The following is a 27,000-nucleotide window of genomic DNA, read 5'->3' as shown; positions in this document are numbered from 1 at the left end:
GGTGGCCGGGCGGCAGTTCGCGAAGATCGGTGACTTGAGGCTGGAGTCCGGAGAAGAGCTGCCCGGAGTAGTGGTTGCTTATGAGACCTGGGGTCGGCTGAACGCGGCCCGGGACAATGCCGTCCTGATCTGTCATGCCCTGACCGGGGACGCACATGTGGTCGGCCCGGCCGGCCCGGGGCAACTGACCTCGGGCTGGTGGGACGGCTTGATCGGCACCGGCCGGTACGTCGATCCCGCCGACTGGTACGTCGTCGCCGCGAACGTACTAGGTGGTTGCCAAGGCACCACCGGCCCGTCGTCGACAGCACCCGATGGCAACCACTGGGGCAGCCGATTCCCCGCCATCACGATCAGAGACCAGGTAGCAGCCGAAGCAGCCCTCGCCACCCAGCTCAACATCGACAGGTGGGCAGCAGTGATCGGCGGCTCGATGGGCGGCATGCGCGCCCTCGAATGGCCACTCCTCCACCCCCAAAGAGTCAACACAGCAATCGTCCTGGCCTCGACCGGCTACGCATCAGCCGAGCAGATCGCCTGGTGCTCACCCCAACTCGCCGCGATCGAGTCAGACCCCACCTGGAACCAAGGCGACTACTACGACACCAACAACGCACCCACCACCGGCCTGGGCATCGCGAGAAGAATCGCCCACGTCACCTACCGCAGCGAGTACGAGCTGGCCACCCGTTTCGGCCGCAACCCGCAAGGCGACGGCCGGTTCGCCATCGAGTCCTATCTCGACCATCACGCCGGCAAGCTGGCCAAACGATTCGACCCCGGCTCCTACGTGACACTCACCCGAGCAATGAACACCCACGACATCGGCCGCGACCGCGGCGGACTCACAAACGCCTTGCAAGGCTTGCAATCCCGCCTGGTAGTCGCCGCCGTAGACTCCGACCGCCTCTACCCCAGCAGGCTCTCCACAGAGCTCATCGACGCCAGCAACGACGCCGGCCCACTCCACCTGATCAAGTCTCCGTACGGCCACGACGGCTTCCTGATCGAGCTAGACCAGGTCGGCGCTCTGATCACGGAGACGCTCAACAGCCGCTAGCGCGTACTTCTCCTCCAGCAGGTTCCCAAAGGTCCGCCAGTCCGCCGCGACCTTTCCAAACCCCGCGATCGCCGCACCGGTATCACCCCGGTACTCCGCCAGCAGCGCGGCCGCCGTCGCCAGCGAATACTCCCGCATCGGCAACAACGGCACAATCAACCCAGCAACCCGCTCGGCCAGCTCAGGCAGATCCACCGCCAGCCCAGCCCGCACAAAGGTCGGCAACCGGGCAGCAAACTCATGGCTCCCAGTCAGCACCTCCAACCCAAGCAACCGCTCCAGAACTTCCTGTACGCCGGCCCGATCCCCATCAGCAGCCCGAGCCGTGGCCGCCGGCGCCCCACCGATCGCCTGGAAGTCCGGCCAATCGGTCTCGATCCCCAACCGATAAGCCTCTTCTGCCGAGGCACGTGCCCCGGCGACACCCAGCTCGAGCTCAGCACGGGAGAGCGCAGCGAGCACCTCGATCCGCCGCAACGTGATGAAGGCCGGCCCCGGATCATCCAGTTGCGCACGGCAAGCAGCGATGACCTCCTCGGTCTGCCCCAGCTCCATCATCAGCTCGAGCACCGTGCAACTGAGCTGCTGCCGCAACTCCGCCAGCCGTCGCCGCTGAGTGAACTCCTCGGTCTCCTTCAGCGTCTCCAGCGCCGCCCGAGGCCCTTCGATCTGCCAGACCACGAACCCGTAGTTCAGCCAGGTCACCGCCGCGTCGCGAGCCTTCCCCTGGTCGAGCAGCGCACTCAACGCGTCCTTCATGTCGACGACACCGCCGGTATCACCGTTGCCGACCCGCGACAGCCCGCGCGCCTCCAACGCCCGCTGCGGTACGCCGTACCCCAACTCCTCAGCCATCCGCAGCGACCGATTGGCCGCCGCGATCGCCTCGTTGCGCCGACTGGCAACCGTCAGAATGACCGCCTGCCCCGCCAGCGCACCGACCAGATCCTCACTCGGCCCCAGGCTCTCGAAGATCGACACCACCCGGTCGATCGTCGCCAGGCTCTCTTCCATACTGCTCATCGCGTACGTCGACGCCCGCAGCGCCCGAGCCACGCCGACAAGGTCGCCAACGGCATCGAACCCGGCAACAGCCGACCGGTACGCCGCCAGCGCATCGTCCAGCCGCCCGGTCAAGAACGCCGCCCAACCCCACCGAGCCAGCACCTCAGGCCGGTCGGGATCGCCCTCCGGCGTCAACCCCAGCGCCTGGTCGAGCAGCTCCATCGCCTCGGTCGCATCCAGGTTCATCGCCTGCTCGGCCGCCCGCCGCAGATACCCGCGCGCACGAGGCGCCAGCTGCTCCACCAGCTCGAGATCCCCAACGGCATCGGCGAGCTGCAACGCGGTACCAAGGTGATGAGCGATGACACTGGTCGTATCGCCTTGCCCAGCACTGCATTGCGACTCGAGCCAGTCCGCGGCTGCAACATGCCTGGCCGACCGAGCTGCTCGCGGCACCTGGCTGTACGCGACATCGCGAGTCAGCGAATGCCAGAAGCTGTACTCCCGCTGCCCCTCCAACGACGACTGCCGGATCGGCCGGACCAACTCCTTACGCGCCAGCTCCTGCAGTTCCTGTACTACGTCCGCCGGCTCGCGATCCACGAGCGCCGCAACGGCCTCGGCCCAGAAGACGCGACCGATCACCGCCGCGTTCGCCAGCAGCGCCTTGCGATCCGGCTCGAGCGTGTCCAGCCGAGCGGCGATGATCGAGGTGATCCCGGACGGTAGCGCGACCGAACCGGGACCCAGCTCGTTGACCATCCGCGCGAGTTCCTCGGCGTACAAGGGGTTCCCGTCAGCGCGGCCGACCAGATCGGCTCTGGTCCGCGGCGGGAGTCGGTCGCCGGTCAGGAGCTCGCCGAAGAGCTGGTCGGTCTCGGAGCCGGACAGTGGCGCGAGGCCGATCATCCAGGCGTTCTGCTGACCACGGGTCCAGTGCGCACCACGTTCGAGGAGCTCGGGGCGGGCGGTGATGACGACGAGGAGTGGCAGTTCCTTCACCCACTCGACGAGGTGGTCGACGAACGCCAGCAGTGCGTCGCGGGCCCAGTGCAGGTCTTCCAGCACCAGCACGGTCGGGTACGACTCGGCGAAGCTCTCCAGCAACTCCCGCCAGGCGGCGAACGACTCCTCCTGCGCCACCGCGGCCGGTTTGCCGTCGGCCTCGGCGCCGACGAGCGGGCGCACCCGGGCCCGCAACCAGGAACGGTCGGCCTCGGGCAGGATCTCTTCGAGCTTCTCGGCAGCCCGCGCGGGCGGGTCGCTTTCGCGGATACCGGCCTGGGCCTTGACGATCTCCGCGATCGGCCAGAACGGGCCTTCGCCGTACGGGAGGCAGCGGCCTTCGCGCCAGATGATCATGTCGTCGAGCTTGTCCAGCTCCGCGCCGAGCTCGGCGACCAGGCGGGACTTGCCGATGCCCGGTTCGCCCAGCAAGGTGACGAACTGGGGCGACCGCTCGGCGACGGCCTTGTCGAACGCCATCCGGAGCAGGGAGAGATCGCGTTGCCGGCCGACCATCGGCGTGGTGAGGTCGCGGATCACATCGGCGCCGACGCGGGCGCGGGCTTCGCCGGCCTGCCAGCGTTGCAGTGGACGGCGAATCCCTTTGGCTGCAACGGGTTCCAGGGGTTGGTACTCGAAGACCCGGCTGGTTGCCGCGTACGTCGCAGCGCCGACGACGACCGCGCCGATCGGGGCAGACGTCTGCAACCTGGCGGCCGTGTTGACCACCAGGCCGGTCACGAACGGCTCGCCCAGCTCCGGCCTGGCGTTGATCTCCACCAGCGCCTCGCCGGTCTCGATGCCGATCCGGACCTGAAGGGTGCCCCCGGCAAGCTCGTCGAGGATCGCCAGGCCGGCCCGGACCGCCCGCTCGGCGTCGTCCTCGCGGGACAGCGGCGCCCCGAAGACCGCCAGGATCGCGTCGCCGGCGAACTTCTCGACCGTACCGCCGAACCGCTCGACCGTGGTCTTGAGGGTTCGGTGGTACGGCGTCAGCCAGCGCCGGACGTCCTCCGGATCAGCCGCCTCGGCCGCGGCGGTGAACCCGACCAGGTCGCAGAACAGCACCGAGACGACCTTGCGCTCCTCCGCCGGCGGCATGAGGCGCTTGGTCAGCCCTGCTCGAGCAAGCGGACGCGCGCGGCCAGTGCCTTGAGCAGCGCCTCGGCGACGTCCGCGTTCTCCCGGACGACCGGCGCGAAGGCCAGCGAGGACAGCGCGAAGGTGGTCAGCCCGTCCGGACCGGCCACCACGGTCGCCGACCGCGGCTTCCCGTCGACCAGGGAGATCTCACCGAAGTAGTCGCCCGGGCCGAGCGGCGCGCGGTCCACCCCGTTGACCGAGACCTCGGCGGAGCCCTCCAGGACGACCTGCAGGCCGGCGTCGTCGCTGCCCTGCTCGGTCGCGTGGGCGCCCGGGTTGATGGACAGCGTGGAGCCGCGGCTGATCAGGTCGGACAGGGTCTCCTTGGACAGCCCCGCGAAGAGGTCGACCTTCGCCAGGAAACTCGGCAGGCTCTCGTGACTCATGGACCGCACCCCTCGATCGGTGTCCGCCAGTCGGACAACAGTGGAACTGCGGCACAGGCTACAACCGCGAAGGACCGCCCGACCATGATTTCCTGGCCGGGCGCTTCGAGCCCGCTGCGGCACGCTCAGCGGGGGTCGATCGGCGGGGGTCGATCGGCGTCAGGGCTTCGGCCAGGCTTCCCAGGCGGTGGCGAACATCTGGTCGACGGTGTAGGTGTTCTTCCAGCCCAGGTCGCGGGCGGCCAGCTCGCCCGAAGCGACCACGCGGGAGGGGTCGCCGGGGCGGCGGGGGCCTTCGGTGGGGGTGAAGTCGATGCCGGTCACCCTGCGCGCCGCGTCCATGATCTGGCGTACGGAGGTACCGGTGCCGCTGCCGAGGTTGTAGACGGGCTCGAGGGTCTTGCCGTCGTCGAGGATCCGCGCGGCGGCGACATGCGCCCGGGCCAGATCGGCGACGTGCACGTAGTCCTTGACCGAGGTGCCGTCCGGGGTCGGGTGGTCGGTGCCGTAGATCTGCGGGACCTTGCCCTGGGTGAGCAGGTTGCAGACGATCGGGAACAGGTTGTACGGGCTGGCGTCGTAGACCTTGGGGTCGCCGGAGCCGACCACGTTGAAGTAGCGCAGCGCCGTGTGGTTGAGGGTGACGGCCTTGGCCTGGTCCTTGAGCAGCCACTCTCCGATCAGCTTCGATTCGCCGTACGGGCTCTGCGGGTCCGGCGCGGTCGCCTCGGTCACTACCTCGTCCTTCGGCGTGCCGTAGACGCCCGCGCTGGAGGAGAAGACGATGTTGCCGACGCCCTGCTCGGCCATCGCCTCGAGCAGGCTGACCATGGCGGTCACGTTCTGCGTGTAGGTGTGCATCGGGCGCTCGACCGAGACGCCGGCGTACTTGAAACCGCCGAGGTGGACGACACCGCTGACTCCTTCGAGCGCGCGCCGGGTGGCGTCGCCGTCGAGCAGGCTGGCGTGCGTGAACGGTACGCCGTCGAGCAGGAACTCAGCCTTGCCGCTGGACAGGTCGTCGATCACCGCGACGTCGATCCCGTCCGCCCTGAAGGCGCGCACGACGTGCGATCCGATGTATCCGGCCCCGCCAGTCACCAGCCATGTCATATCCCGATGCTCCCATCCGCTGCGTGGTCTTCTCAGTGTCATTTAACCACACAAACACCCACGTTTAAACATAATCGACCATCTGTGGATGAAGCAGCCTCGTTTGCGGTGGGACCCGCCTAGGATGCGCGGATGATCGGACTCGTCCTCGCCGCCGGTACCGGCCGCCGCCTGCGCCCGTACACGGACACGTTGCCCAAGGCACTCGTCCCGATCTCGCCGGAGACGACCGTGCTGGACCTGACGCTGGCCAACTACGCGGCGGTCGGGATCACGGACGTGGCGATCGTGGTGGGGTATGCGGCGGCGGCGATCGAGTCGCGGGTTGCCGGGTTCGAGGAGCGGTACGGCGTACAGCTCGAGCTGGTCTTCAACGACAAGGCTGAGACGTGGAACAACGCGTACTCGTTGTGGTGTGCGCGGGACCTGCTTTCCAGTGGCGTGATGCTGGCGAACGGGGACACCGTGCATCCCGTGTCGGTGCAGCAGGCGTTGCTCTCCGCTCGCGGTGGGGATCGCTCGATCATTCTCGCACTGGACACCGAGAAGTCGCTGGCCGACGAGGAGATGAAGGTGATCTGCTCGGCGTCGGGTGGGGTCGAGCGGATCACCAAGCTGATGGATCCTGCTTCGGCGACCGGTGAGTACATCGGGGTGACGTTGCTCGAGCCGTCGGCTGCCGTTGTGCTGGCGGACGCGTTGAAGGCGACCTGGGAGCGGGATCCGAACCTGTATTACGAGGACGGGTACCAGCTGCTGGTCGATCAGGGGCATCGGATCGACGTCGCGGGGATCGGGACGGTCGACTGGGTCGAGATCGACAATCATGACGATCTCGCGAAGGCTCGGCGCATTCTCGGGTTCGGCTAGCGTTCATGCCTTTGCTCGCGCGGATGATTCCGGCGCCCTTGGTGGTCGACGTACGGCGCGGGGCGCTGGCTGAGCTCGGGGCGATCCTGGCCGACCAGCGGATCTCGACGTCGGGGCGGGTCGCCATCGCGGTCGGGTCGACGTACGGGCCGATCGTGCAGTCGACCTTCCGGGACGGGCTGGCGGGGGCCGACTGGTTCACCGTTGACGGCGGGACGATCAACACGGCGATCAAGCTGGTCGAGCAGATCCGGCGGGAGCGGTACGACGCTGTCGTCGGGATCGGCGGCGGGACGGTGCTTGACGTCACCAAGTTCGCGGCGGCGCGGCTCGGGCTGCCGATGGTTGCCGTGGCCACCAATCTCGCGCATGACGGGATCGCGTCGCCGATCAGCACCTTGGACAACGACGCCGGGCGCGGTTCGTACGGCGTACCGGCACCGCTGGCCGTCTTGGTCGATCTCGACCTGATCGCTGCCGCGCCGGTGCGGTCGGTGCGCTCGGGGATCGGCGAGATCGTCTCGAACCTGTCGGCGATCGCCGATTGGCAGGCCGCGCATGCGTTGCGGGGCGAGGAGATCGACGGGCTGGCGGTCTCGCTGGCACGCACCGCGGCCGAGGCGGTGATGAACCATCCTGGTTCCGTCTCCGGCGATGCCTTTCTGGCCGTACTGGCCGAGGGTCTGATCCTGTCGGGGATCTCCATGGTCGTGGCGGGGACCTCGCGGCCGTCGTCGGGGGCGTGCCATGAGATCTCGCATGCCATCGACCTGCTGCATCCCTCGCGGCGTGCGTTTCATGGCGAGCAGGTCGGGGTCGGGGCAGCCTTCGCCTGGTTCTTGCGCGGGGACTCATCAGCCTTCGACGCAACCGTCCGCTGCCTGCACCGCCACGGCCTGCCGGTACGCCCGTCGGACCTCGGCTTCACTCTGGAGGAGTTCGAGGCCGTGGTCGGCTACGCACCCCAAACCCGCCCCGGCCGCTTCACCGTCCTCGAAGAATCCGCATTGACCCCATCCCGGATCACGGCGAAAGTAAACGCGTTCGACGCCCGAATCACCGCCGTCCTGGAGTCCCGGTGATCACCGCCGGCTGGGAGTCCCCGTGACGATCGCCCGCCACGCTTCGGAGGAGCCCATGACCGCCGCCCGCATCGTCGCCCCGGAGGACCTGTGACCGTCGATCGCCACCTCGACTGGCCGAACTGCCACAACGCCCGGGACCTCGGTGGACTGCCCACGGCGGATGGCGGGTCGATCCGGGTCGGCGCATTGATCCGCTCCGACTGCCTTCAGTTCTTGTCCGACGAGGGGGTCGCGGCGGTTCGTAGTACCGGCGTGAGCCGCATCATCGACCTGCGTTCCCGCGGCGAGGTGTCGACCTTCCCGACCCCGTTCACCCAGGATCCGATCGCCCTCCACATCCCACTCTCGGACCCGGCCGACCCTCAGGACCACAACACCATCGTCGGCGCCTGCATCGAGATGCTCGAGCTCCACTCCGACAGTTTCGCCGCCGCTCTCCGCGCCATCACCGAAGCCCCCGAAGGCGCCATAGTAGTCCACTGCTACGGCGGCAAAGACCGCACCGGCGTACTGGTAGCCCTGGCCCTGATCGTCGCCGGCGTCCCCGAGCCGGAAATCATCGCCGACTACGCCCTCACCAAAACCCGCCTGGCAGGCATGCTCGCCGAACAACTCGCCGCCGAACCGGACGAGTCCCTCCACCCCGAGATGATCGAGTACCGAGACACCCGCCCCGAATCCCTCACCGCCATCCTCCGCCACCTCGACACCACCTACGGCGGCCCACTCCCGTACCTGCAACAAGCAGGCCTGACCCCCGCCGACCTCACCGCCCTCCGCGCCCGCCTGACCGAATAGCCCCGCTCTGCAGAACTCGATCTGCGTCGAGGTCTTGCACTCGGCGGGGTGGGGATTTACCTTCAGCTAATCGTTAGGAAGGTTTCCTAACGATCGAGCACTTGCAGGTCCTTTCCCCCACCGCCCGGAGGACGCTGATGTCGTATCTGACTCGAGGGTTGACTGCTGCCGCGGTCGCCACCTCACTTCTCTTCGCCATACCCATGGTGGCCAGCTCGGCGTCGACCGATGCAGTGGCCGCTGACACCTTGCTCTCGCAGGGAAAGCCCGCCACCGCGTCGTCGGTCGAGGGCACCGGATTCGAGGCCTCGAAGGCCGTCGACGGTAGCGCCAGTTCTCGCTGGGCCAGCGTCGAGGGCCACGATCCCGAGTGGATCCGGGTCGACCTCGGCGCCACCGCGACCATCTCGCGGGTCAAGTTGAGCTGGGAGGCCGCGTACGGGAAGTCGTACAAGATCCAGACCTCGGCCGACGGCTCGACGGGCTGGACCGACGTCTTCTCGACCACGACCGGCAACGGCGCGACCGACGACCTGACGCTGTCGGGTAGCGGCCGGTACGTTCGCGTCTACGGCACTGCGCGCGGTACGGCGTACGGATACTCGCTCTTCGAGTTCGAGGTGTACGGCTCGATCGGTGGCGGTGGTGGCGACACGACACCGCCCAGTACGCCGACCGGCCTCGCCGCGACCGGTACCACCTCGAGCAGCGTTTCCCTTGCCTGGAACGCATCCACGGACAACGTGGGCGTCACCGGATACGTCATCTCCCGCAACGGCACGGAGGTCGCGACCGTCTCCGGTACCAGCTACACCGACACCGGTCGTACCGCCTCGACCTCCTACACGTACACGGTCAAGGCACGCGACGCGGCCGGCAACACGTCCGGGGCGAGTAACACGGTCACCGCGACCACGCAGGCCGGTGGTGGCGGCGGACCGGCCGTTCCGTTCGGCAGTCACACGATCCCCTACGCGGCTGGGATGCTGACGCCGTCGGGCAGCCAGTCGGCGCTCGACCAGAAGGTGATCGACTACTACACCCAGTGGAAGTCGGCGTTCGTCAAGCAGAACTGCGGCAACGGCTGGTACCAGATCATCTCCCCCGACGCCGATCACCCGTACGTCGCTGAGGCGCAGGGCTACGGCATGGTCGTCACCGCGACCATGGCCGGCGCCGACCCGGCCGCGAAGACGATCTTCGACGGCTTGGTCAAGTACATGCTCGCCCACCCCTCGGTGAACAACGCCGACCTGCTGGCCGCCGAGCAGGACACCTCGTGCAAGAGCGTCAACGGCTCCGACAGCGCGACCGACGGCGACATGGACGTCGCCTACGGCCTGCTGCTGGCCGACCGGCAATGGGGCAGCGCCGGCACGTACAACTACAAGCAGCTCGCGATCAAGCACATCAACGCGATCAAGGCGAGCGAGATCAACCCGAACACCAACCTGCTCACCTTCGGCGACTGGAGCACCTCGGGCGACTCGACGTACAACATGTCCCGTACGTCGGACTGGATGATCGACCACTTCCGCGCCTTCCGGGCCGCCACCGGCAACTCGGTCTGGGACACCATCCGCACCAAGCACCAGACCGTCACCGCCAACCTGCAATCCGGGTATGCCCCGAACACCGGCCTACTCCCCGACTTCGTGATCAACACCAACACCACCCCGAAGCCGGCCGCCGGCCAGGTCCTCGAAGACCCGAACGACGGCCAGTTCTGGTGGAACGCCTGCCGCGACCCGTGGCGCATCGGCGCCGACGCCGTCACCAGCGGCGACAGCGCTTCGCTGGCCGCCGCCCGCAAGCTCAACACCTGGATCAAGTCCAAGACCGGTGGCAACGCCAACAGCATCGCCACCGGCTACAAGCTGAACGGCACCGCGATCGACACCAGCAGTGACGCCGCCTTCTTCGCCCCCTTCGCCGTCACCGCCATGACCGACTCTGGTAGCCAGGCCTGGCTCGACGCCATCTGGAACAAGATGCTGGCGACCCCGATCGCCACCAACAGCTACTACGCCGCAAGCATCCAACTCCAGGTGATGATCACCGTCACCCACAACCACTGGGTCCCGTAACCCCTACCTGGTACGCCGGAGCGCCCGCCGACTCGTTCGGTGGGCGCTCCGTCGCATGTACCCGCTGCCTGCGACAGCCGGCCCTCACGCCTTCGCCCCACCACGCGGACGGCCACCCCTCCCCGGCCCCGGGCTTGGGGAGGATTTTCCTGGTGATCGAGGAGCCTTTTCGCCCGCATCGGGGGCAGGATCCTCCCCAACCTCCATCGCCGGGGCTCCCGGCAGCCGGGCGGCCGCTCGGTGCTTGACGCTCGAAGCTTGGCGTGTGGGGGAGTCAGTCGGCTGAGGGGTCGGGGTTGTGGGGTGGGTCTACGTCGGGGTGGTTGAAGGTGACGTCGATTGTTTCCGTTGATTTGTGGCGTTGCGCCTGGGCGTACATCGCGTATGCCCGGTGATCGGCCGGGGTCAGGTTGACGGCCGAGTCCGTGAAGAGCGCAAGGAGGGAGCGCGGGTACAGGCGATGGACGATGACCGAGTTGAGTTCGGCGCCGATGACGGCGATGACGGATGCCGCGTAGATGAGGCCGATCAGGCCGAGGGTCAGGGCGAAGACGCTGTTCACCTCGCTGGCCTTGGCGAGGACGTCGTCGACGTAGATGCCGCCGAGGCGTTCGAGCAGGTGCCAGCCGACTGCGGTGAAGAACGCCCCGGGAACGATCTGGCGGAGCGGCGGCCGCGGCCGGGCGCCGGGGCGCAGTACCAGCGTCAGCATGGCTGTCAGGACCAGGACCGAGCCGATCGAGACCAGCCACCCCATGCCTTCCGCGACACCGCCCGGAAGCGGCGCCTTGCCTGAGGCCAGCACGGTGAGCGTCGCGAAACTGAGTACCGTCAGACCGGCCAGCGCGAGCAGCGCGCCGGACCGGAGCCGCCCGCGGAACGGATCTGGCCGGCCGTTGCGGGGAACTCCCCACGTCACGTTGACAGCGTTCTGTACTGCCTGCCCGAGCCCGATGATGCCGTACAGCGCCGCCAGCGTTCCGACGACTACCGCCGCCGTACTCCCCTGCAGCCCCTGCGGCGTCGCCAACTGAGTCCCCACGATCGGGAACTCCTTGAGCGCCGACTGCAACACGGCGTGCTGCAGATCCTCGTTCCCCTGCAGCACGAACCCGAGCACCGACGACGAGATCAGCAGCATCGGGAAGATCGCCGCGAACGCGTAGTACGTGACGATCACCGCGAGATAACTGCCCTGGTCATCGAAGAACTTGTAGATCACAGCCAACGGAAACCCCAGCACGCGCCGCTTCCGCTGCACGGAATCGACCCGCCCCGCCATCCCATTCACCCCCCAACGGTACGGCCCCGGTCAGGCATCGACCTTGAAGGGGTCGTGTTCGGACAGCAGCTTGTCGAGGCGGGCCTGGTCCACCCGGTTGGTGACTTCCGACAGCTCCTGGCGGTCGCGGACCACCTTGCAGAGCGTGACGGTCGACGTGACGAGGTACAGGAGGCCGAGCGCCAGGAAGGCGCGGATCCAGCCGGCGGCGGGGAGGTACACGATGGCGATCGTCATGGCGGTCATCGAGAGGGCGAACGAGAGGATCGCCTGGAGGTAGAACGCTGAGGTCTGCGAGGGCTGGATCGGTTTCGTCATGCGCTTATCGTCGGCGCGGGCGTGGGGCCGGCGCATGAGAGGAACTACTCAAGGCGACGGCTGCCGACCTGGCCCGCCCGTCGTCACAAGCCGGCGGCGGCTCGCATCGCGTAGTACACCTCGGTGTTGTCCTGGACCCGGCCCAAGCGATCCGAGCCCGGTCCGCTCGCGGTCAATGGAGTGTCGGAGCCGCTGTGGCTGTTGGTGGTCCAGTCGACGGTGAAGCGCAGTTTCGAGCCCGGGATCGGGAACGGGCCGTCCTGACGGGGATCCTTCTCGTCGCTGTCGTAGTTCTCGATGCTCAGACCGCCCGTCTCGTGATCGCCGTTGATGATCACCAGCGTGTCCGGGTGGGTGGCGACGAAGCGCATCACCTCGGCGACCGTACTGTCGAGCGCCCGGCCCGCGTCGATCACTCCATGGGCGTTGTTCTCGTGCGACAGCCCATCGATGCCCTCCTCCTCCAGGAAGAGGAAGAAGCCGCGCGGGTTCTGCGAAAGCACATCCAGCGCCTTACGCGCCATCAGCTGCAACGGCACCCGCGGCGCATAACGGCCGACGCCATCCGGCCCGTAGTCGACCATGTCCTCGTTCGCGAACAGCCCGAGGAGCCGGTCCGAGCGAGAGTTGCGCAGCTCGGTGGCATTGCGGACGTACGTGTACCCCGTACGCTGCGCCTTCTCGACCAGATTGCCGTACGGGCTGCGGCTCTCCTCCTCACCAGGCTTGTCCGGCCACAGCCCGGGGTTGCCTTTCGGGTACCACCAGTCCTCGCCACCCCCGAGCAGCACGTCCGGCCGGCTGTTCTCGATGTACTGCCTGGCAATGTCACTCTGCAGATCACGACTCGGCACATGCGCCGCGAACGCCGCCGGCGACGCGCCGGTCACCTGGGCCGTGGTGACCAGCCCAGTCGACTTCCCGGCCCGCTTCGCCCGCTCCAGAATCGTCTCGACCGGGCGGCCCTTGGAGTCCATACCGACCACGCCGTTGCGGGTCTTGTACCCGGTCGCCAGCGCTGTCGCCGAGGCCGCCGAGTCGGTCACGATCTCTTCCGGGTCCTCCGAGGTGGTGCGCACGAGTCCGGCGACGGGCAGCTTGTTGAGCTCCAGTTCGCCGTACCGGCCCTTGAGCGCGAGCCGGATCAGGTCGCGCTGTCCGAGCCCCATGCCATCGCCCTGGATGTAGATGATGTTCTTCGCGATCCGGTGACTCGTTGCCTCCGGCCCCTTCGGCGTCCGCCCGACGGCCATCGCCGTACTTCCGCCGAGTACCGTCAACGCCACCACCACGGCCAGACCGCGCATATCGTCTCCCAGCTAGATGTGATCAGAACTTGCCGATGGGTACTACAGCACCGGTACTACGTACAGGGCAGCGACCCGGTACGCAGCGCATGGCCGCCGTCGTTGCCGTCGTCGGCCCAGACGGTCTGTTTGCGTCCCGAAGTACAGGTCGACGGCGGGGCGATCGCGAAGCCCTCGTTGTTGTAGTCGGGCATTTGGGCCGGCCGGTCGTAGGTTTCGGCGACGGTGAACTTGCCGGCCGTGATCGACAGTGTCGCGCTGCGCCCTTGGCAGGTGTCGTCGCAGGTCGACCACAGCAGGCCGGTCTCCGGGTCGAACTCGAGGTCCATGATCGCGGCGAACCCGCCCGCGAAGGCGGCCACGCGGGTGAACGATCCGCCGGACCGGTTCAGCGCGTAGGCGTAGACCGCGCCGTTGTCCTCGAGCCCGACGAAGTACAGGCCGGTGCCGTGGTTGGGGTAGGAGCTGGGGTTGTAGGCGGCCTTCGTACGCTCGTCCCGGAAGGCTTTCGCGGTGAGGAACGCGTCCGGGATCCACGAGATCGCTTCGGGACCGCTGTTGGCGTCGACTTCGGGCAGATCGTCGGTGAGGTCCCACTCGGCGGTCGCGTTGAGCGACTTGGCGGTGGACTTCGGGTCGTACCGGAGTACCTTCGCGAGGCTGGTGTCGCTGTCGTCGCCGTCGCGTTCGGTTGCCACCAGCAACCCGTCCGGGGTACGCACAACCCCTTCGGCGTCGGGATCGCCGCTGCCGTCGCGGTAGTTCAGCGTCCGGCCGCCGACCGAGTCGGGCTTCCAGAGGGCGCCGTCGCGGACGAGCCGGTACAACGTACCGGGCCCGTTCTTCGCCGCCCACAAGACGTCCGGGCTCTCGAAGGAGAGGCCGCTGAGATTCTCACCGAACACATTCTTGCCGTCGGCAACGGATACCGCGGACCCGCCGGGCCAGGCGGACCGGCTCGCAGCGCCGGACGGCGCGGACACCAGGGATGAGATCAGCACCGCGACAACTGCGGTGGAGATGGCGGTACGACGAAACGGGGACATGTCGCGCTCCTTCCGGCCTACGGGGGCGGGGCTCGGTGAACAGCAACGAAACTATTAGGAAACTTTACTAACAGAATCTGACTGTAGCGATCCGGCCTTCGGGTGGCAACCGTCTGGGCGGTGCGGATCCGCTGTGCGCGGACATAAGAAACCCAGGTCACCGAAGCGACCTGGGCTCTTGGGGCGTGCTGGAGGTCTTAGTTCTTGACCTCGCGGAGGCGGCCGGTCTCCACCTCGTAGACGAAGCCGCGGACCGAGTCCTTGACGGGGATGAAGGGGTCGGCGGCGATGCGCTGGAGGGACTGGCGGACGTCTTCGTCGAGGTCCGGGAAGGCTTCGGCGGACCAGTCGGGCTTGAGGCCGGTCTCGGCCTGGATGCTCGCCTTGAACTCGTCGTCGGTGAAGGTGAGCATGCCGCAGTCGGTGTGATGGATCAGGATGATTTCCTTGGTGCCGAGCAGACGCTGGCTGATCGCCAGGCTGCGGCGTTCGTCGGCGGTGATCACCCCGCCGGCGTTGCGGATGACGTGCGCGTCGCCCTCACTCAGCCCGAGCAGGCCGTACGGGTTGAGGCGGGCATCCATGCAGCGGGCGTTGGAGTTGGCGTGGGTGTTAGAGGACGGCGGTGGTGGGGTTGCGTTTGCGGGGGACTGAGATGGGGGGTTCGATCAGGGAGGTGTGGAGGGTGCCCCGGGTGGGGATCAGCCACGGGGTTTCCGGGGGCGCGTCGGGGGCGGCTTTCCAGTTGTGGCAGACCTTGGGGACCTTCAGCGGGTAGATGGTGAGGTCGCCGTTGCGGGAGATGTGGAGGCGGAGGAAGCCCTTGTAGTCCTCGATGCTCTGGCCGGCGAAGAGTTCGTTCACGTTGAAGCCGAATCTGCCGGCGATGAGGAGGTACGCGGCGACCAGTTCGGCGTCGATGAAGCCGACGACGACAGGGGTCAGCACGAGGGTGACGAGGACGGTGATCCAGTCGGCCGCGGATTGGCTCAACCGGTACAGGACGGCGGCCCAGGCGACCATCAACGCCAAGTGGGCCAGGGAATGCAGGAAGCCGGCAACCCCGGCCGCAAGACCGCTGCGTTTGAGGCCGAAGCGGGCGAAGAGGACCCCGGCGAAGATCGTGAACACCACACCGAAGAAGGCCGGGGTCCAAGCAGCCATCTCCGCGAAGATGCCGTGCGGCGAGTCAGCAAGGCCGAACTGGACCAGCACGGCGAGGACCGTTTGCAGCCCGGCAGTGAGCCCCCAGAAGCCCGGATTGCGGAAGGGAAGCTTGTAGATCCCCTTCGCCAACCGCGCGGACTCGCGGGCCGTCGGGTACGACGCAACCTTGTCGAACGTCGCCACCTCATTGACATCAGCGACCCGGGAAACCTTCGGCGGCAGAGTCAGCGACGCAGGTAGCAGGTGAGTCGCCGAGAGGAACGCCCCTCCCCCGCCGCTGGTGATCCGTTGACCGCTCCCGTCGCGTTCGGCGTACCGGACGTAGTGGTGCGAGTCCCCCGACAGCATCACCCGCGTCACCCCACCCAGCGGCTGGATGATCTCGCGATCGAAGAAGCGGATCGTGTCGTACTCATGCGTGTCCTCGCCCGCTCCCGCATGCACCCACGCGGGCGTCGGCGTACACAGGATCACCCCGTCACCGGCCTGCATCCCAGCCAGCGCCGCCCGGAAGTACGCGAGCTGAGGCGCATCGATGTACCCACCGAACTGGGTGTCGATGGCAACGAGCCACCAGTGCTGCGGGAGCTCGATCGCGAAGTAGCTGCGCCCCTGCTCCGTCTTCCACCCACCGACAGCACGCTGCTGGGCAAAGACGCGCAGGAAGGCGGTCAACCCGTCGTACCAGTCATGGTTGCCCGGCAACGCAAACAGCGTCGGCGGATCGACTGGCTCCGGCAGCGCAGCGCCGTACGGACCCTTCGTCCGATCCTCGTACGCCGTGGACGACCCCGCCGGATAAACCTCATCGCCGCCCATCACCAGCAGCGACGCGCGCGGCAGCCGCAACCCGTCGACCGGCTCCAGTTCGGGGGCGGCCAGCAACGACGCGACGGAGTACGTCGCGTCGAACCCGTCCCCCAGATCGGCGACGAAGTCGAACCACAGCTCGTCGGTACCGTGCTGGTAGAAGTCCGCGGGCAAGGAGCTCTGCAGCTCGCGCTTGTCGGCGTACGCGCCGAAAATGCCTGACAGGACAGCCTTGACGCCGATGCTGCCGAGCACCGACGGCAGCAGCCAGCGCACTGGGCCACGGATGCGGAATCCGAGTTCTTCCTCGGAAAGATCAGAAGGGCGGCTCTGCTTCACCCGCCTACGCTACGGCGCAACCGGGCGCACCGCGACAGCTACCGGCCCGCCGATGTGAACGTCGACGGCAGGGGCAGCTAGATTGGCCCGCATGTCTAACGCGGCCGGGCCGGCCGAGACCGTCGACCTGGCGGCACTGGCAGAGCGACATGGCCTGACCAGAAGCTCCGCCAGACCACCACTCGGCGGCTACCTGCGGGAACTCTGGGGACGCCGGCAGTTCATCGTCAGCTACGCGCGGGCGCGCACCTACGCCCTGTACGCCGGTGCGCGCCTCGGCTCCGTCTGGCAAGTACTCACGCCGCTGATGAACGCCGCCGTCTACTACCTGGCGTTCGGCGTCCTGCTCGGCACCAAGAACGGCATCCACAACTACGCCGCATTCCTGATCTGCGGGATGTTCGTCTTCACCTACACGCAGCGCTCGATGACCGAGGGGTCGCGATCGCTCGCCCTCAACATGTCACTGATCCGCACCCTGCACTTCCCGCGGGCGACACTGCCCCTGGCGTACGTGGTGAACGAGCTCAACCAGATGCTGGTCTCGATGGCCATCCTGTTCGCGTTCGTCGGGCTGACCGACGGGCCGAGTCTGCGGTGGCTGATGGTGGTACCGGCACTGGCGATGCAGACCATGTTCAACCTCGGGATGACGCTGATCTTCGCCCGGATCGGGACCTTCGTGTCCGACATCAGCCAGCTGCTGCCGTTCGTGACCCGGACCTGGTTGTACGCCTCGGGCATCTTCTTCTCGATCCCCGACAAGCTCCGCGCGCTGGACGCGCCGGGCTGGGTGATCCAGGTGCTGTCGCTGAACCCGATCTCGGCGTACATCGATCTGGTACGCCGATCGCTGCTGCGCGAGCACGCGCGCAACGAGCTGCCGCACGCGTGGTCGATCGCGGCCGTGTGGGCGGTCGTCGTACTGGTCGGCGGGTTCGTGTTCTTCTGGCGGGCCGAGGATCGGTACGGCCGTGGCTGAGCAGATTCCGACCGTCATCGCCGACGACGTCAACATCATCTACAAGGTGATCGCCGGGCAGGGTGGCAAGGGGACGGCGGCGACCGCGTTCCGGCGGATCCTGAAGCGGCAGGACCGGCCGACGATCCGTGAGGTGCACGCGGTCAAGGACGTCACGTTCACGGCGTACAAGGGCGACGCGATCGGCGTGATCGGGCGCAACGGGTCCGGCAAGTCGACGCTGCTGCGCGCGATCGCCGGGCTGCTGCCGCCCGCGTCGGGCGCGATCTACACCGGCGGCCAGCCGTCGTTGCTCGGCGTCAACGCGGCGATGATGAACGACCTGACCGGCGACCGCAACGTCGTCCTCGGCTGCCTGGCGATGGGCATGTCACCGGCCGAGATCGCCGCCCGGTACGACGAGATCGTCGAGTTCTCCGGCATCGGCGAGTTCATCGACCTGCCGATGTCGACGTACTCCTCCGGCATGGCCGCCCGCCTCAAATTCGCGATCGCCTCCGCCAAGACCCACGACATCCTGCTCGTCGACGAGGCTCTCGCGACCGGTGACGCCGAGTTCCGCATCCGCTCCGAACAGAAGATCAAAGACCTCCGCTCCGAGGCCGGCACGGTCTTCCTCGTCAGCCACAGCCTCGACGTAGTCCTGGACACCTGCAACCGGGCCCTCTGGCTCGACAAGGGCGTCCTCCGCATGGACGGCGACGTCAAGGAAGTAGTAGCCGCCTACACCCGAGAAGCAACCGCAGCCCGGTAGCTCCCCCGCCCAGCGGACGAGCTACCGGCACTACGAGGACTATCCGGTACTACGCGGAGGCCGGTGCGCCGGGCGCGGTGGCGGGCGGAGCGGGGCGTTCCTGGAGGCCGATGAGGAAGCCCAGGCCCCAGGAGATGTGCATGGTGGCGCAGATCAGAGGGAGCCAGAAGAGGGCTTTCCAGGGGAGGTAGCGGCCTTCCATGGCTGAGCCGAAGATCAGGAGGAGGGCGTAGCCGAGCGGGGCCAGGAAGCCCAGGTCGAGGATGGCGGAGCCGGTGGCCAGACCGATGATGCCCAGGATGGTGCCCAGTGCGAGCAGGACAACAGCGACGGGCGGGGCGAGGTACCGCTTGTTGGCGGTCTCCGGGTGGCGGCGGATGACCTCGCGGCGCCACTGGCCGGTGTGGAAGAACTGCTTGGCGACGTCCTTGAGGGACGAGCGCGGGCGGTACGTCACCGACAGGTCCGGGCTGAACCAGATCAGCCCGCCGGTCTTGCGGATGCGGTAGTTGAGCTCCCAGTCCTGCGCCCGGTGCATCGACTCGTCGAAGCCGCCCACCCGCTCCAGCGCTTCACGCCGGAAGACACCCAGGTACACGGTGTCCGCAGGGCCCGCCTTGCCGCCCTGGTGGAAGGTAGACGCGCCAAGCCCGAGCCGCGACCGATACGCGCACGCGACAGCCATCTCGATCGGCGTACGGCCCTCGGCCGCCATCACGCCGCCCACGTTGTCGGCGCCGCTCTCGTGCAGCACCTCCACCGCCCGGGTGATGTAGCCCTGGGTCAGTACGCCGTGCCCGTCGACCCGTACGACGATGTCGTGCCGGGCGTGCGCGATCCCCGTGTTGAGTCCGGCCGGCGTCTTGCCGGTCGGGTTCGCGACGATCGTGATCCGCTTGTCGGCCTCGGCCAGCCGCGCGGCGATCGCCTGGGTTCTGTCCTTGCTCGGACCGATCGCGAGCACCACCTCGAGCTCGCCGGGGTACTCCTGGTCGAGTACGCGGCCTACTGCCTCTTCGAGGTGGCGTTCCTCGTTCAGCACCGGCATCACGACGGAGACGGGGGGCCAGGAAGACAAGGACATGTTCAGGTCAGGCCTTACAGATCGAAGCGACGTCATCGACGTCGTTACCGGGTTTGGACGGGGTACTGCTGCTCTTGCCGGGCTTGACCGGCGTAGTCGCCTTCTTGGTGGTGCTGTTACTCGGTGCGTTCGTCTTCTTACCGTCTCCGTCATCGGACGACTTGTCCAGCGCTTCGGACTTTCCGATCGCCTCGGCCACCTTGGTCTTGATCAGCGCGAAGTCGGGATTGCCGGTCTTGATCAGCGGCGGGACCGCGGAGAAGCTTGACACCGGCAGCTTCTTCGCGTCCAGCGCCAGGTCCGTGAAGGTACCGAGGTCACCAGCGGGGATATCCGTGTTGACCACCTTCTTGCTCGCCTTGGCGATGCCCTGGAACTTGGTCAGCACGGTCGTCGGCGAGAGCTGGTTCAGCATCGCCGTCATCACGCACTTCTGCCGGGTCATCCGCTCGTAGTCTGTCGCACCGGCCCTCGACCGCGCGAACCAGAGGGCGTGATAGCCGTCCAGGTGCTGGTTGGCGCCCGGCTCGATGTACCCCTTGATCGGCCCGCCGATGCCACCGATCGGCACCCGCTTGCCGACGTCGAGGGTGATCCCGCCGACCGCGTTGAGCAGGTCGCGGAAGCCGGCCAGGTCGATCAGTACGTGGTAGTTGACCTTCAGCCCGGTGATCGCCTCGACGGCCTGCTTGGTGCCGGTGACGCCCGGATTCGGGTCGCCGGGGAACAGGGCCGGGTGCTCGGCGGAGTACGTGTAGACGCCGTTGAGCAGGCAGTTCTCGGCGCAGTCGGTCCAGTGGAAGCCGTCCGGGAACTTCTTGTTCAGCGCCGTACCGGCCGGGAACGGCACCCAGGCCATGTTGCGCGGCAGGCCGATCAGCACGGTACGACCGGTGTTCGCGTCGATGGAGGCCAGCGTGATGCTGTCCGGCCGGGTGCCGATCCGGTCCGCGCCCGAATCGCCGCCGAGGAGAAGGACGTTGTACCGGCCCTTGTCCGCCTCGGACTTCTTGCCGTTGCCGAACACCGACGCCACGAAGTCGCGCTGGGTCGAGACGATCGTGCTGCCCCAGATCAGCACACTCATCACCAAGACGATCAGTACGCCGTCGATGATGCTGGTGGTGAGCCGGTGGTTGCGCTCCAGCGTGAGCGGCCGGCCGAGCCGGTACGCGTCGACGAACAGCGCCGCCCAGCCGATCGCGAGCAGGATCAGCAGGATCTGGATGAACCGCAGCGTCTTCGGCGAGACCATCAGGTTGATCGCCCCGGCCCGCCAGATCAGCGACAGCACGATGACGAAGATCACCAGCGCGACGATCCCGGCCAGCACCCGCCAGGCCCACCGGCCCGCCTTCTTGCTGCCGGCCGCGATCTGCGCGGATCCGGGCAGCAGCAAGGTCATCAGCAGCAATGTGAGCGCCCGTTTGAAACGTACCGGCTCACTGAGACTGCGCAGGTCTGGCTTCTCCTGCGGCATAAATCCTTCCGTTCTCCCGTGGCATGACGACTCCACCTTCTCAGGCGCGACGCCTTGCCTCCTGTTCCCCACTCCCATTCGGTACGACGTACCGGGTGGTGCCGTGGTTCGAGCCGGGCGGATCCGGAGACGAAGGGTAACAGCCCGTTTACCGGGTGCAGACACCGACATGGCCGCAGGTTTACCCCTGAAGTACGGCCTGACGGGAACTTTTCATCCTTATGTGATGGCCTCGACCGGGGTGCATCGGATACGAAGAGTCCTGGGCCGACTACGGCCTGCTCGCGCCGCCCCCGACCGCGAGCACACTAGTGAGGACAGGAAACCGCCCATGAGACTGTTCCGTACCCTTGCCGCGACCACCGTCGCGCTCAGCGCCGCGCTGCTCGGCAGCAGCCAGGCACTCGCCGTCGAGGTCTCACCACAGGCCTCCGGACCGGCCGTCGCCGCCGCACCTGGCACCGACTACACCGGTATCGCGGCACTCAGCAACTGCTCCGGTTCACTCGTCCGGTACGCCGGGTCGCTGTCGACCGATCCCGCGCTGATCCTCACCAACGGTCACTGCTACGAAGGCGGCATGCCCAGCCCCGGCCAGGTGATCGTCAACCGGTCCTCCACCCGCTCGTTCACCCTGCTCCGCCCGAGCTCGAGCAACGCCGGTACGGTCCGCGCCAACCGGGTCCTGTACTCGACGATGACCAAGACCGACATCACTCTGTACCGGCTGACCGAGACGTACGCCGCGATCAAGTCCCGGCTGAACGTCGACCCGCTGACCCTGGCCCAGGCCGCTCCCGCGAACGGCGCCGGCATGGCGGTCGTGTCGGGGTACTGGAAGCGCATCTACACCTGCTCCGTGCAAGCCACCATCCCCGAACTGCGCGAAGGCGGCTGGGTCTTCAAGAGCTCGATCAAGTACCTGCAGCCCGGCTGCGAGACCATCGGCGGCACCTCCGGCTCCCCGATCGTCAGCACCTCCACCGGCGAGGTCATCGGCGTCAACAACACCGGCAACGAAGACGGCGAACGCTGCACCCTGAACAACCCCTGCGAGGTAGACGCCAACGGCAACATCACCGTCGACCAGGGCGCCGCCTACGGCCAGCAGACCTGGTGGCTCTACACCTGCCTCACCGCCACCCGCACCCTCGACCTGAACAAGTCCGGCTGCCTACTGGCTCGCCCCGCCCGCTGACCCGACCGACAGACCCACCGGCGACCACCTAGCTTGCGCGGGTGGTCGCCGGTGCACGTGTACCCCCACCCGCACTCGTCTAGCGGGTAGACAACTGGAGGTTCCATCGGCGGACTCGCGCTTTCCCGAATAGCCGCCACCGCAGCCACCCCAGGCGACGTGATTCCGTCCGACTAGGCCTCCTGTCGCCGGATCGCCGGTATTGAGCTGACCTCTCGCTTGGAGGCTAGGAACGCAATGCCGCAATCAGGCACACAGTGGCCTGGATCGTCTGTCGGTTCCCGGTTCATGAGATGACCGTCGAGCCTGGGGCAGATCGGAGCGTCCTGGTCGGCCGGATCGAAATGCGAGGCTGTCGGGTGGGTCGTTCATGCCGACCCACCGCAGCGGCAGGGCCGCGGCATCAGAGAGACTGCTCACGGATTTCACCTGACCCATGACCGGCACAGCAGTCATATGATTGGCACAGCAATCATATGACTGGTATTTTGGTCACATGTTCTTCAATGAGCCGTTCGGTGGCGTCATCCCCGGAGCGAGTGGCGCGGTGCTCGCGGTTTTGCTGCGCACCGACACCCCGCTGACGGGGCGGCAGATCCACGGGCTACTCAGCGACGACTACGGTCTGTGGGCCGTACAACAAGCCCTGAAGTCGCTGACCAAGCTCGGTGTGGTGGAGACGCAGACGATAGGGCGGGCAAACGTGCACACCATCAACGAGGAGCATGCCTCTGTGGCTCCGCTGCGGACTCTCCTGGACCCACTGGCGGCTCTCCGGGAAGCGGTCAGCGCGGTGATCGACGCAGATGTGCAGGCGGTGCTCATCTTCGGATCGCTCGCCCGCGGCGAGGCAACACCGGACAGTGATATCGACCTGGCCGTCATCGCATCATCCGCCTGGGACCACCGTGCAGAGCTTGAGGACATCGTCCGTACGCGTCTCGGCAACGGTTGCGACGTCCTCGTCCTGACCGAGGCCGATTTCCATCGACTGGCCGCTTCGGGCGAGCCGGTCGTCAGCGACATACTCCGTGACGGCGTCGCGCTGATCGGCACCAAGCCGCGAGTCCAGCATGGAGCTGCGTGATGGCGACGGCCGAGCAGCGCAACCACGCCAAGAGCTTCCTCAAGAAAGCGGAGGAGTATCTCGCCTCAGCCGAAGCCAATCTCGCCGCCGAGCGATACACCCCGGCCGCCGGCGACGCGATCCACGCCGGAATCAGCGCGAAGGATGCGATCGTCACCGCGCTCACCGGTTCAACAAGCAAGGGAAAGGACCACGCCGCCGCTGCCAAGGAACTCCGGCAGTCGCTGGCCAAGCGGGCCGAGGCCGCCGCGGGCGAGAAGGCGCTGCGCGAATTGGTCGCGGCCAAAGGTGACGTCGAGTACGGGACAGACCTGGTGACCGCGATCAAGGCCGAGCCCCTGATCCGCCGAGCCCGCACGCTGGTGGACCTAGCCATCGAGATCGTGCGCCTCGGACGCTGACTGACCGGCATGGGCCAATACCCATGCCATAACGAGTCGGATACCCACCCCCGCTCCAGCCCAAGGGTTCGGGCGGGCTCAAGACGCTCGTGCGCGATGCGAGTACGGGTGGGTGGTTTGTACGGTTGGCGGCTGGAAAGTGGGATCAGGGTGATGTAGACCACTCTGGATCCGGTATGGTCGCCGCCCATGGCAGTCGACTCGTCTACACCCGGTCAGGTCAGTACGCCCCGGTGGCACAGTCCGCTCTCGGTGAAGCCTCGGCTTGTGCTGTCCAGCGCGCTGATGCTGTTCCTCGAGCTTGCGTTGATTCGCTGGACCGGGTCCAACGTGGTGCACCTCAGTTACTTCTCGAACTTCGTGTTGCTGGGGTCGTTCCTCGGGATCGGGGTCGGCATCCTGCGGTCCGGCAAGGCCAAGCGGCTGCCGTACTACTCGCCGATCATGCTCGGGCTGCTGGTCGCGGTGATCGCGTGGAAGCCGGTGACGGTCAACCGGGGTAGCTCGTCGAGCGTCATCTACTTCACCAGCCTGAGCACGAGTGGGCCGCCGACGTACGTGATCCTGCCGATCATCTTCGTCGCGGCCGCGGTCGTGCTGGCCGGGCCGGCCGAGTTGGTGGGTCGGTGCTTCGCCGACCTGCCGCGGCTGACGGCGTACCGGTTCGATCTGATCGGGAGCCTGATCGGGATCGTCGCGTTCACGGGGCTGTCGTTCCTGGGGGCGCCGCCGATCTGGTGGGGGCTGATCGTCACCGTCGTGTTCCTGGCGCTGATGGTTCCGCAGCAGAAGGTGACCGCGACCGCGCTGAGCGCCGTACTGGTCGCCGCGCCGCTGCTGGTGATGGTCGGTGTGTTGTTCCACGAGTCGACGCGGCCGGAGAACAGCTGGTCGCCGTACTACAAGGTGCAGACGTCCGGATTCGACTGGCAGGGCGTACCGCTGCTGACGATCACGGTCAACGGCGTACCGCACCAGCAGGCGATCCCCGCCGACGCGCGACTGCAGTGGGAGCCGCAGTACGGGCTTCCGTACGAGCGTGCGGCCGTCGGCAAGGCGCCCAAGAACGTGCTGATCATCGGCGCCGGCTCGGGTTCCGACGTCGCGATCGCGCTGAAGAAGGGCGCGGAGCACGTCGACGCGGTCGAGATCGACCCGCGGATCCGCGACATCGGCAAGGCGCGGCACCCAGATCACCCGTACCAGGACCCGCGCGTCACGTCGTACATCAACGACGGCCGCGCGTACCTGTCCGGGACCGACAAGAAGTACGACCTGATCCTGCTGGCCCTGCCGGACTCGCTGACGCTGGTGAACGGCGCGAGCTCGCTGCGGCTGGAGAGCTACCTGTTCACGCAGCAGGCCTTCGAGAGCGCGAAGAAGCATCTGGCTCCGGGCGGCGCGTTCGCGATGTACAACTACTACCGCGAGACCTGGCTGATCGACCGGCTCGCGCTCACGGCCGAGAAGGCGTTCGGCCACAAGCCGTGCGTGGACAAGGTCGGCGACGATCTGCAGCAGGCCGTCGTGACGGTCGGTCTGACCGAGGCCGACCAGACCTGCGGCGACAAGCCGTGGGCCGGGCCGAGCGCGATCACGCCGCCGCCGGCCACGGACAACCGGCCGTTCCTGTACCTGTTCACCGACCGGATCCCGTCGCTGTACCTGGTGACGCTGGGCCTGGTACTGGTCGCCGGGCTGATCGGCGTCGGGATCGCCGGCGGCGGTTCGTCGTACCGGCGGATGCGGCCGTACACGGACCTGTTCCTGCTCGGCGCCGGCTTCATGTTGCTGGAGACGAAGAGCATCACCGGGTTCGCGCTGCTGTTCGGTACTACCTGGGTGGTCAACGCGATCGTCTTCGCCGGCGTACTGATCGCCGTCCTGGCCGCTGTCGAAGTGACCCGGCGGTTCAAGACTCCACCGGTGAAGATCATGTACGCCGTACTGGGCGCAGGCCTACTCCTGAGCTGGATCTTCCCGGACAGCTGGCTGCTCTCGATGCCCGTCGGACTGCGCGCGCTGGTCGCCGTGGTGATCGCGTTCACCCCGATCTTCGCCGCGAACGTCATCTTCGCCAAGCGCTTCACCGACACCGAGGACGGCACCGCGAGCTTCGGCGCCAACCTGCTCGGCGCCATGCTCGGCGGCTGCCTCGAATACGCGGCCCTGATCATCGGCTTCGACGGCCTGCTGATCATCGCCGCCCTGCTCTACGCCGGCGCGTTCCTCCTCCGGCCCAAGGGATCATCCGTCGTCAATGCCTGACCCACTCCATTGGGTCGAAAGGCTCACCGGAGGCACGGTCACCCGCGCAGAACGTCTGCGCGGGGGCTGGACGTCCGAGATGCGGCGGGTCGAGGTCGACCTGCCGCACGGGTCCCAGACCTTCGTACTACGCACCTTCGTCGACGAGTTCTTCGTCAAGCACGCGCACGGGCTGCTGACCCGCGAGGCCAAGGTCCTCGACCAACTGGCCGACACTGACGTACCCGCGGCTGCCTGCGTCGGAGTCGACGCGGACGCCTTGTACTGCGATCAGCCGTCACTGCTGATGACGCTGCTACCGGGCGTAGTGCACGTGGAGGAGGCAGGAGCCGCCGACCGAACCCATGAATTGGCGCGGCAACTCGCCGCGATCCACCGGGTCAAACCCGCAGAGCGGCCACGCGAGTACCAGCCGTGGACGGCGCCCGATCGTGTTCGGGTGCCATCAGCAACCGGACGGCCGGGCGTCTGGGCGGATGCTGTCGACTACTTGCGGCGGGAGCCGCCGGCGTACGAAGGCGCCTTCCTGCACAGGGATTTCCATCCCGGGAACGTGTTGTTCGACGACGGCCGGGTCAGTGGCGTGGTCGATTGGGTGGAGACCTCGTGGGGGCCGGCCGATCTCGACGTCGCCCATTGCTCGACCGCGCTCGCGTTGCTCCACGGAGTCGAGGCCGGCCGCGAGTTCAGCAGCCTGTACGCCGCCGCGGGTGGGCGCGAGCTGGCGAGGGCCGACGACCACCGCTACTGGCTGTTGCTGGATGCCCTCGCGTTCGCGCCGGATGCGGAGAAGGTCGCCGATCCGTGGCGCGATCTCGGGCGGATCGACCTGACACCCGAGTTTCTCCAGGACCGCCTTGAGCTCTATCTGGCGTCCATACTCGCTTAGCTTAACGATTAACGTGCGGAGAACTGCTCACGTCTA

The 27,000-nt window shown here is 67.3% G+C and carries 23 protein-coding genes; 12 read left to right on the top strand and 11 right to left on the bottom strand.

Annotation, left to right across the window (positions count from 1 at the left end):
• Window position 1: 1 nt before the first annotated feature.
• The gene (gene metX / locus ABD116_RS40000; RefSeq protein ID WP_343983484.1) at window positions 2-1,060 is read left to right on the top strand and encodes a homoserine O-acetyltransferase MetX; all 1,059 of its coding nucleotides are present in this window, start codon (window positions 2-4) and stop codon (window positions 1,058-1,060) included.
• Here the strand turns inward: metX and ABD116_RS39995 are convergent.
• From ABD116_RS39995 to galE, 3 genes are all read right to left on the bottom strand, one after another.
• Window positions 1,013-4,171 carry an ATP-binding protein gene (locus ABD116_RS39995; protein ID WP_343983482.1) on the bottom strand — a complete coding sequence of 1,053 codons (3,159 nt, stop codon included), beginning with the start codon at window positions 4,169-4,171 and terminating at the stop codon, window positions 1,013-1,015. The two genes, metX and ABD116_RS39995, sit on opposite strands and share 48 nt — an antisense overlap.
• 11 nt (window positions 4,172-4,182) lie before the next feature.
• Window positions 4,183-4,599: a cyclic nucleotide-binding domain-containing protein gene (locus tag ABD116_RS39990; protein ID WP_343983479.1), complete on the bottom strand. Its 417-nt coding sequence runs from the start codon at window positions 4,597-4,599 to the stop codon at window positions 4,183-4,185.
• Window positions 4,600-4,758: 159 nt separating this feature from the next.
• Window positions 4,759-5,712: a UDP-glucose 4-epimerase GalE gene (gene galE / locus ABD116_RS39985; RefSeq protein ID WP_343983476.1), complete on the bottom strand. Its 954-nt coding sequence runs from the start codon at window positions 5,710-5,712 to the stop codon at window positions 4,759-4,761.
• Between the two features lie 132 nt (window positions 5,713-5,844).
• On the opposite strand from galE, the gene ABD116_RS39980 reads away from it, so the two are divergent.
• The 4 genes from ABD116_RS39980 to ABD116_RS39965 all read left to right on the top strand — a co-directional run bounded on the left by ABD116_RS39980 (window position 5,845) and on the right by ABD116_RS39965 (window position 10,552).
• The gene (locus ABD116_RS39980) at window positions 5,845-6,582 is read left to right on the top strand and encodes a phosphocholine cytidylyltransferase family protein (RefSeq protein WP_343983474.1); all 738 of its coding nucleotides are present in this window, start codon (window positions 5,845-5,847) and stop codon (window positions 6,580-6,582) included.
• Window positions 6,583-6,587: 5 nt separating this feature from the next.
• Window positions 6,588-7,664 carry an iron-containing alcohol dehydrogenase family protein gene (locus tag ABD116_RS39975; RefSeq protein ID WP_343983471.1) on the top strand — a complete coding sequence of 359 codons (1,077 nt, stop codon included), beginning with the start codon at window positions 6,588-6,590 and terminating at the stop codon, window positions 7,662-7,664.
• Window positions 7,665-7,754: 90 nt separating this feature from the next.
• The gene (locus tag ABD116_RS39970) at window positions 7,755-8,465 is read left to right on the top strand and encodes a tyrosine-protein phosphatase (protein WP_343983468.1); all 711 of its coding nucleotides are present in this window, start codon (window positions 7,755-7,757) and stop codon (window positions 8,463-8,465) included.
• Window positions 8,466-8,602: 137 nt separating this feature from the next.
• Window positions 8,603-10,552 (top strand): glycosyl hydrolase family 8, encoded by a 1,950-nt coding sequence (locus ABD116_RS39965; RefSeq protein WP_343983464.1) that lies wholly within the window; start codon window positions 8,603-8,605, stop codon window positions 10,550-10,552.
• A gap of 274 nt (window positions 10,553-10,826) precedes the next feature.
• Here ABD116_RS39965 and ABD116_RS39960 read toward each other — a convergent pair whose 3' ends face one another.
• The 6 genes from ABD116_RS39960 to ABD116_RS39935 form a co-directional block, all read right to left on the bottom strand.
• A complete protein-coding gene (locus tag ABD116_RS39960) occupies window positions 10,827-11,834 on the bottom strand; it encodes a YihY/virulence factor BrkB family protein (RefSeq protein ID WP_343983856.1) in 1,008 nt (335 codons plus the stop codon).
• 30 nt (window positions 11,835-11,864) lie between these two features.
• Window positions 11,865-12,152 (bottom strand): YiaA/YiaB family inner membrane protein, encoded by a 288-nt coding sequence (locus ABD116_RS39955; RefSeq protein WP_343983461.1) that lies wholly within the window; start codon window positions 12,150-12,152, stop codon window positions 11,865-11,867.
• A gap of 83 nt (window positions 12,153-12,235) precedes the next feature.
• Window positions 12,236-13,459 carry an alkaline phosphatase gene (locus ABD116_RS39950; protein ID WP_343983458.1) on the bottom strand — a complete coding sequence of 408 codons (1,224 nt, stop codon included), beginning with the start codon at window positions 13,457-13,459 and terminating at the stop codon, window positions 12,236-12,238.
• A 56-nt stretch (window positions 13,460-13,515) separates the two neighbouring features.
• Window positions 13,516-14,505, bottom strand: coding sequence for an SdiA-regulated/phytase-like domain-containing protein (locus ABD116_RS39945; protein WP_343983454.1), 990 nt, complete (start codon window positions 14,503-14,505; stop codon window positions 13,516-13,518).
• 197 nt (window positions 14,506-14,702) lie between these two features.
• Window positions 14,703-15,089, bottom strand: coding sequence for a beta-class carbonic anhydrase (locus ABD116_RS39940; RefSeq protein WP_343983451.1), 387 nt, complete (start codon window positions 15,087-15,089; stop codon window positions 14,703-14,705).
• 28 nt (window positions 15,090-15,117) lie between these two features.
• Window positions 15,118-16,821: a metallophosphoesterase gene (locus tag ABD116_RS39935; protein WP_343983448.1), complete on the bottom strand. Its 1,704-nt coding sequence runs from the start codon at window positions 16,819-16,821 to the stop codon at window positions 15,118-15,120.
• A gap of 91 nt (window positions 16,822-16,912) precedes the next feature.
• Between ABD116_RS39935 and ABD116_RS39930 the strand changes: the two genes are divergently transcribed.
• Window positions 16,913-17,803, top strand: a complete 891-nt coding sequence (locus ABD116_RS39930; protein WP_343983445.1) for an ABC transporter permease — start codon at window positions 16,913-16,915, stop codon at window positions 17,801-17,803.
• A complete protein-coding gene (locus tag ABD116_RS39925; RefSeq protein WP_343983443.1) occupies window positions 17,796-18,557 on the top strand; it encodes an ABC transporter ATP-binding protein in 762 nt (253 codons plus the stop codon). Before ABD116_RS39930 ends, ABD116_RS39925 begins: the two co-directional genes overlap by 8 nt.
• Window positions 18,558-18,606: 49 nt before the next feature.
• Here the strand turns inward: ABD116_RS39925 and ABD116_RS39920 are convergent, their stop codons facing one another.
• Window positions 18,607-19,641 carry a glycosyltransferase family 2 protein gene (locus ABD116_RS39920; RefSeq protein ID WP_343983440.1) on the bottom strand — a complete coding sequence of 345 codons (1,035 nt, stop codon included), beginning with the start codon at window positions 19,639-19,641 and terminating at the stop codon, window positions 18,607-18,609.
• A gap of 7 nt (window positions 19,642-19,648) precedes the next feature.
• A complete protein-coding gene (locus tag ABD116_RS39915; protein WP_343983437.1) occupies window positions 19,649-21,046 on the bottom strand; it encodes an LCP family protein in 1,398 nt (465 codons plus the stop codon).
• A gap of 406 nt (window positions 21,047-21,452) precedes the next feature.
• On the opposite strand from ABD116_RS39915, the gene ABD116_RS39910 reads away from it, so the two are divergent.
• The 5 genes from ABD116_RS39910 to ABD116_RS39890 all read left to right on the top strand — a co-directional run bounded on the left by ABD116_RS39910 (window position 21,453) and on the right by ABD116_RS39890 (window position 26,964).
• Window positions 21,453-22,319, top strand: a complete 867-nt coding sequence (locus tag ABD116_RS39910; RefSeq protein WP_343983434.1) for a S1 family peptidase — start codon at window positions 21,453-21,455, stop codon at window positions 22,317-22,319.
• 496 nt (window positions 22,320-22,815) lie between these two features.
• Window positions 22,816-23,406, top strand: coding sequence for a nucleotidyltransferase family protein (locus tag ABD116_RS39905; RefSeq protein ID WP_343983431.1), 591 nt, complete (start codon window positions 22,816-22,818; stop codon window positions 23,404-23,406).
• The gene (locus ABD116_RS39900) at window positions 23,406-23,807 is read left to right on the top strand and encodes a hypothetical protein (RefSeq protein WP_343983428.1); all 402 of its coding nucleotides are present in this window, start codon (window positions 23,406-23,408) and stop codon (window positions 23,805-23,807) included. The genes ABD116_RS39905 and ABD116_RS39900 overlap by 1 nt, the downstream gene beginning before the upstream one ends.
• Before the next feature lie 189 nt (window positions 23,808-23,996).
• Entirely contained in the window at window positions 23,997-26,075 is a 2,079-nt protein-coding gene (locus ABD116_RS39895) for a spermine/spermidine synthase domain-containing protein (protein WP_343983424.1), read from the top strand.
• The gene (locus ABD116_RS39890) at window positions 26,068-26,964 is read left to right on the top strand and encodes a phosphotransferase family protein (protein ID WP_343983421.1); all 897 of its coding nucleotides are present in this window, start codon (window positions 26,068-26,070) and stop codon (window positions 26,962-26,964) included. The genes ABD116_RS39895 and ABD116_RS39890 overlap by 8 nt, the downstream gene beginning before the upstream one ends.
• Window positions 26,965-27,000: the final 36 nt, after the last annotated feature.

Source organism: Kribbella koreensis (assembly GCF_039525325.1).
In the GTDB taxonomy this organism is placed as follows: domain Bacteria; phylum Actinomycetota; class Actinomycetes; order Propionibacteriales; family Kribbellaceae; genus Kribbella; species Kribbella koreensis.
This window is presented reverse-complemented; position numbering and strand designations above follow the sequence as displayed.

Excerpts from the sequence above, each read along its gene's own strand:
- ABD116_RS39995 (WP_343983482.1), bottom strand. The coding sequence starts at position 4,171 with ATGCCGCCGGCGGAGGAGCGCAAGGTCGTCTCGGTGCTGTTCTGCGAC.
- ABD116_RS39990 (WP_343983479.1), bottom strand. The coding sequence starts at position 4,599 with ATGAGTCACGAGAGCCTGCCGAGTTTCCTGGCGAAGGTCGACCTCTTC.
- galE (WP_343983476.1), bottom strand. The coding sequence starts at position 5,712 with ATGACATGGCTGGTGACTGGCGGGGCCGGATACATCGGATCGCACGTC.
- ABD116_RS39980 (WP_343983474.1), top strand. The coding sequence starts at position 5,845 with ATGATCGGACTCGTCCTCGCCGCCGGTACCGGCCGCCGCCTGCGCCCG.
- ABD116_RS39975 (WP_343983471.1), top strand. The coding sequence starts at position 6,588 with ATGCCTTTGCTCGCGCGGATGATTCCGGCGCCCTTGGTGGTCGACGTA.
- ABD116_RS39965 (WP_343983464.1), top strand. The coding sequence starts at position 8,603 with ATGTCGTATCTGACTCGAGGGTTGACTGCTGCCGCGGTCGCCACCTCA.
- ABD116_RS39960 (WP_343983856.1), bottom strand. The coding sequence starts at position 11,834 with ATGGCGGGGCGGGTCGATTCCGTGCAGCGGAAGCGGCGCGTGCTGGGG.
- ABD116_RS39955 (WP_343983461.1), bottom strand. The coding sequence starts at position 12,152 with ATGACGAAACCGATCCAGCCCTCGCAGACCTCAGCGTTCTACCTCCAG.
- ABD116_RS39950 (WP_343983458.1), bottom strand. The coding sequence starts at position 13,459 with ATGCGCGGTCTGGCCGTGGTGGTGGCGTTGACGGTACTCGGCGGAAGT.
- ABD116_RS39945 (WP_343983454.1), bottom strand. The coding sequence starts at position 14,505 with ATGTCCCCGTTTCGTCGTACCGCCATCTCCACCGCAGTTGTCGCGGTG.
- ABD116_RS39940 (WP_343983451.1), bottom strand. The coding sequence starts at position 15,089 with ATGGATGCCCGCCTCAACCCGTACGGCCTGCTCGGGCTGAGTGAGGGC.
- ABD116_RS39930 (WP_343983445.1), top strand. The coding sequence starts at position 16,913 with ATGTCTAACGCGGCCGGGCCGGCCGAGACCGTCGACCTGGCGGCACTG.
- ABD116_RS39920 (WP_343983440.1), bottom strand. The coding sequence starts at position 19,641 with ATGTCCTTGTCTTCCTGGCCCCCCGTCTCCGTCGTGATGCCGGTGCTG.
- ABD116_RS39915 (WP_343983437.1), bottom strand. The coding sequence starts at position 21,046 with ATGACCTTGCTGCTGCCCGGATCCGCGCAGATCGCGGCCGGCAGCAAG.
- ABD116_RS39910 (WP_343983434.1), top strand. The coding sequence starts at position 21,453 with ATGAGACTGTTCCGTACCCTTGCCGCGACCACCGTCGCGCTCAGCGCC.
- ABD116_RS39905 (WP_343983431.1), top strand. The coding sequence starts at position 22,816 with ATGTTCTTCAATGAGCCGTTCGGTGGCGTCATCCCCGGAGCGAGTGGC.
- ABD116_RS39900 (WP_343983428.1), top strand. The coding sequence starts at position 23,406 with ATGGCGACGGCCGAGCAGCGCAACCACGCCAAGAGCTTCCTCAAGAAA.
- ABD116_RS39895 (WP_343983424.1), top strand. The coding sequence starts at position 23,997 with ATGGCAGTCGACTCGTCTACACCCGGTCAGGTCAGTACGCCCCGGTGG.
- ABD116_RS39890 (WP_343983421.1), top strand. The coding sequence starts at position 26,068 with ATGCCTGACCCACTCCATTGGGTCGAAAGGCTCACCGGAGGCACGGTC.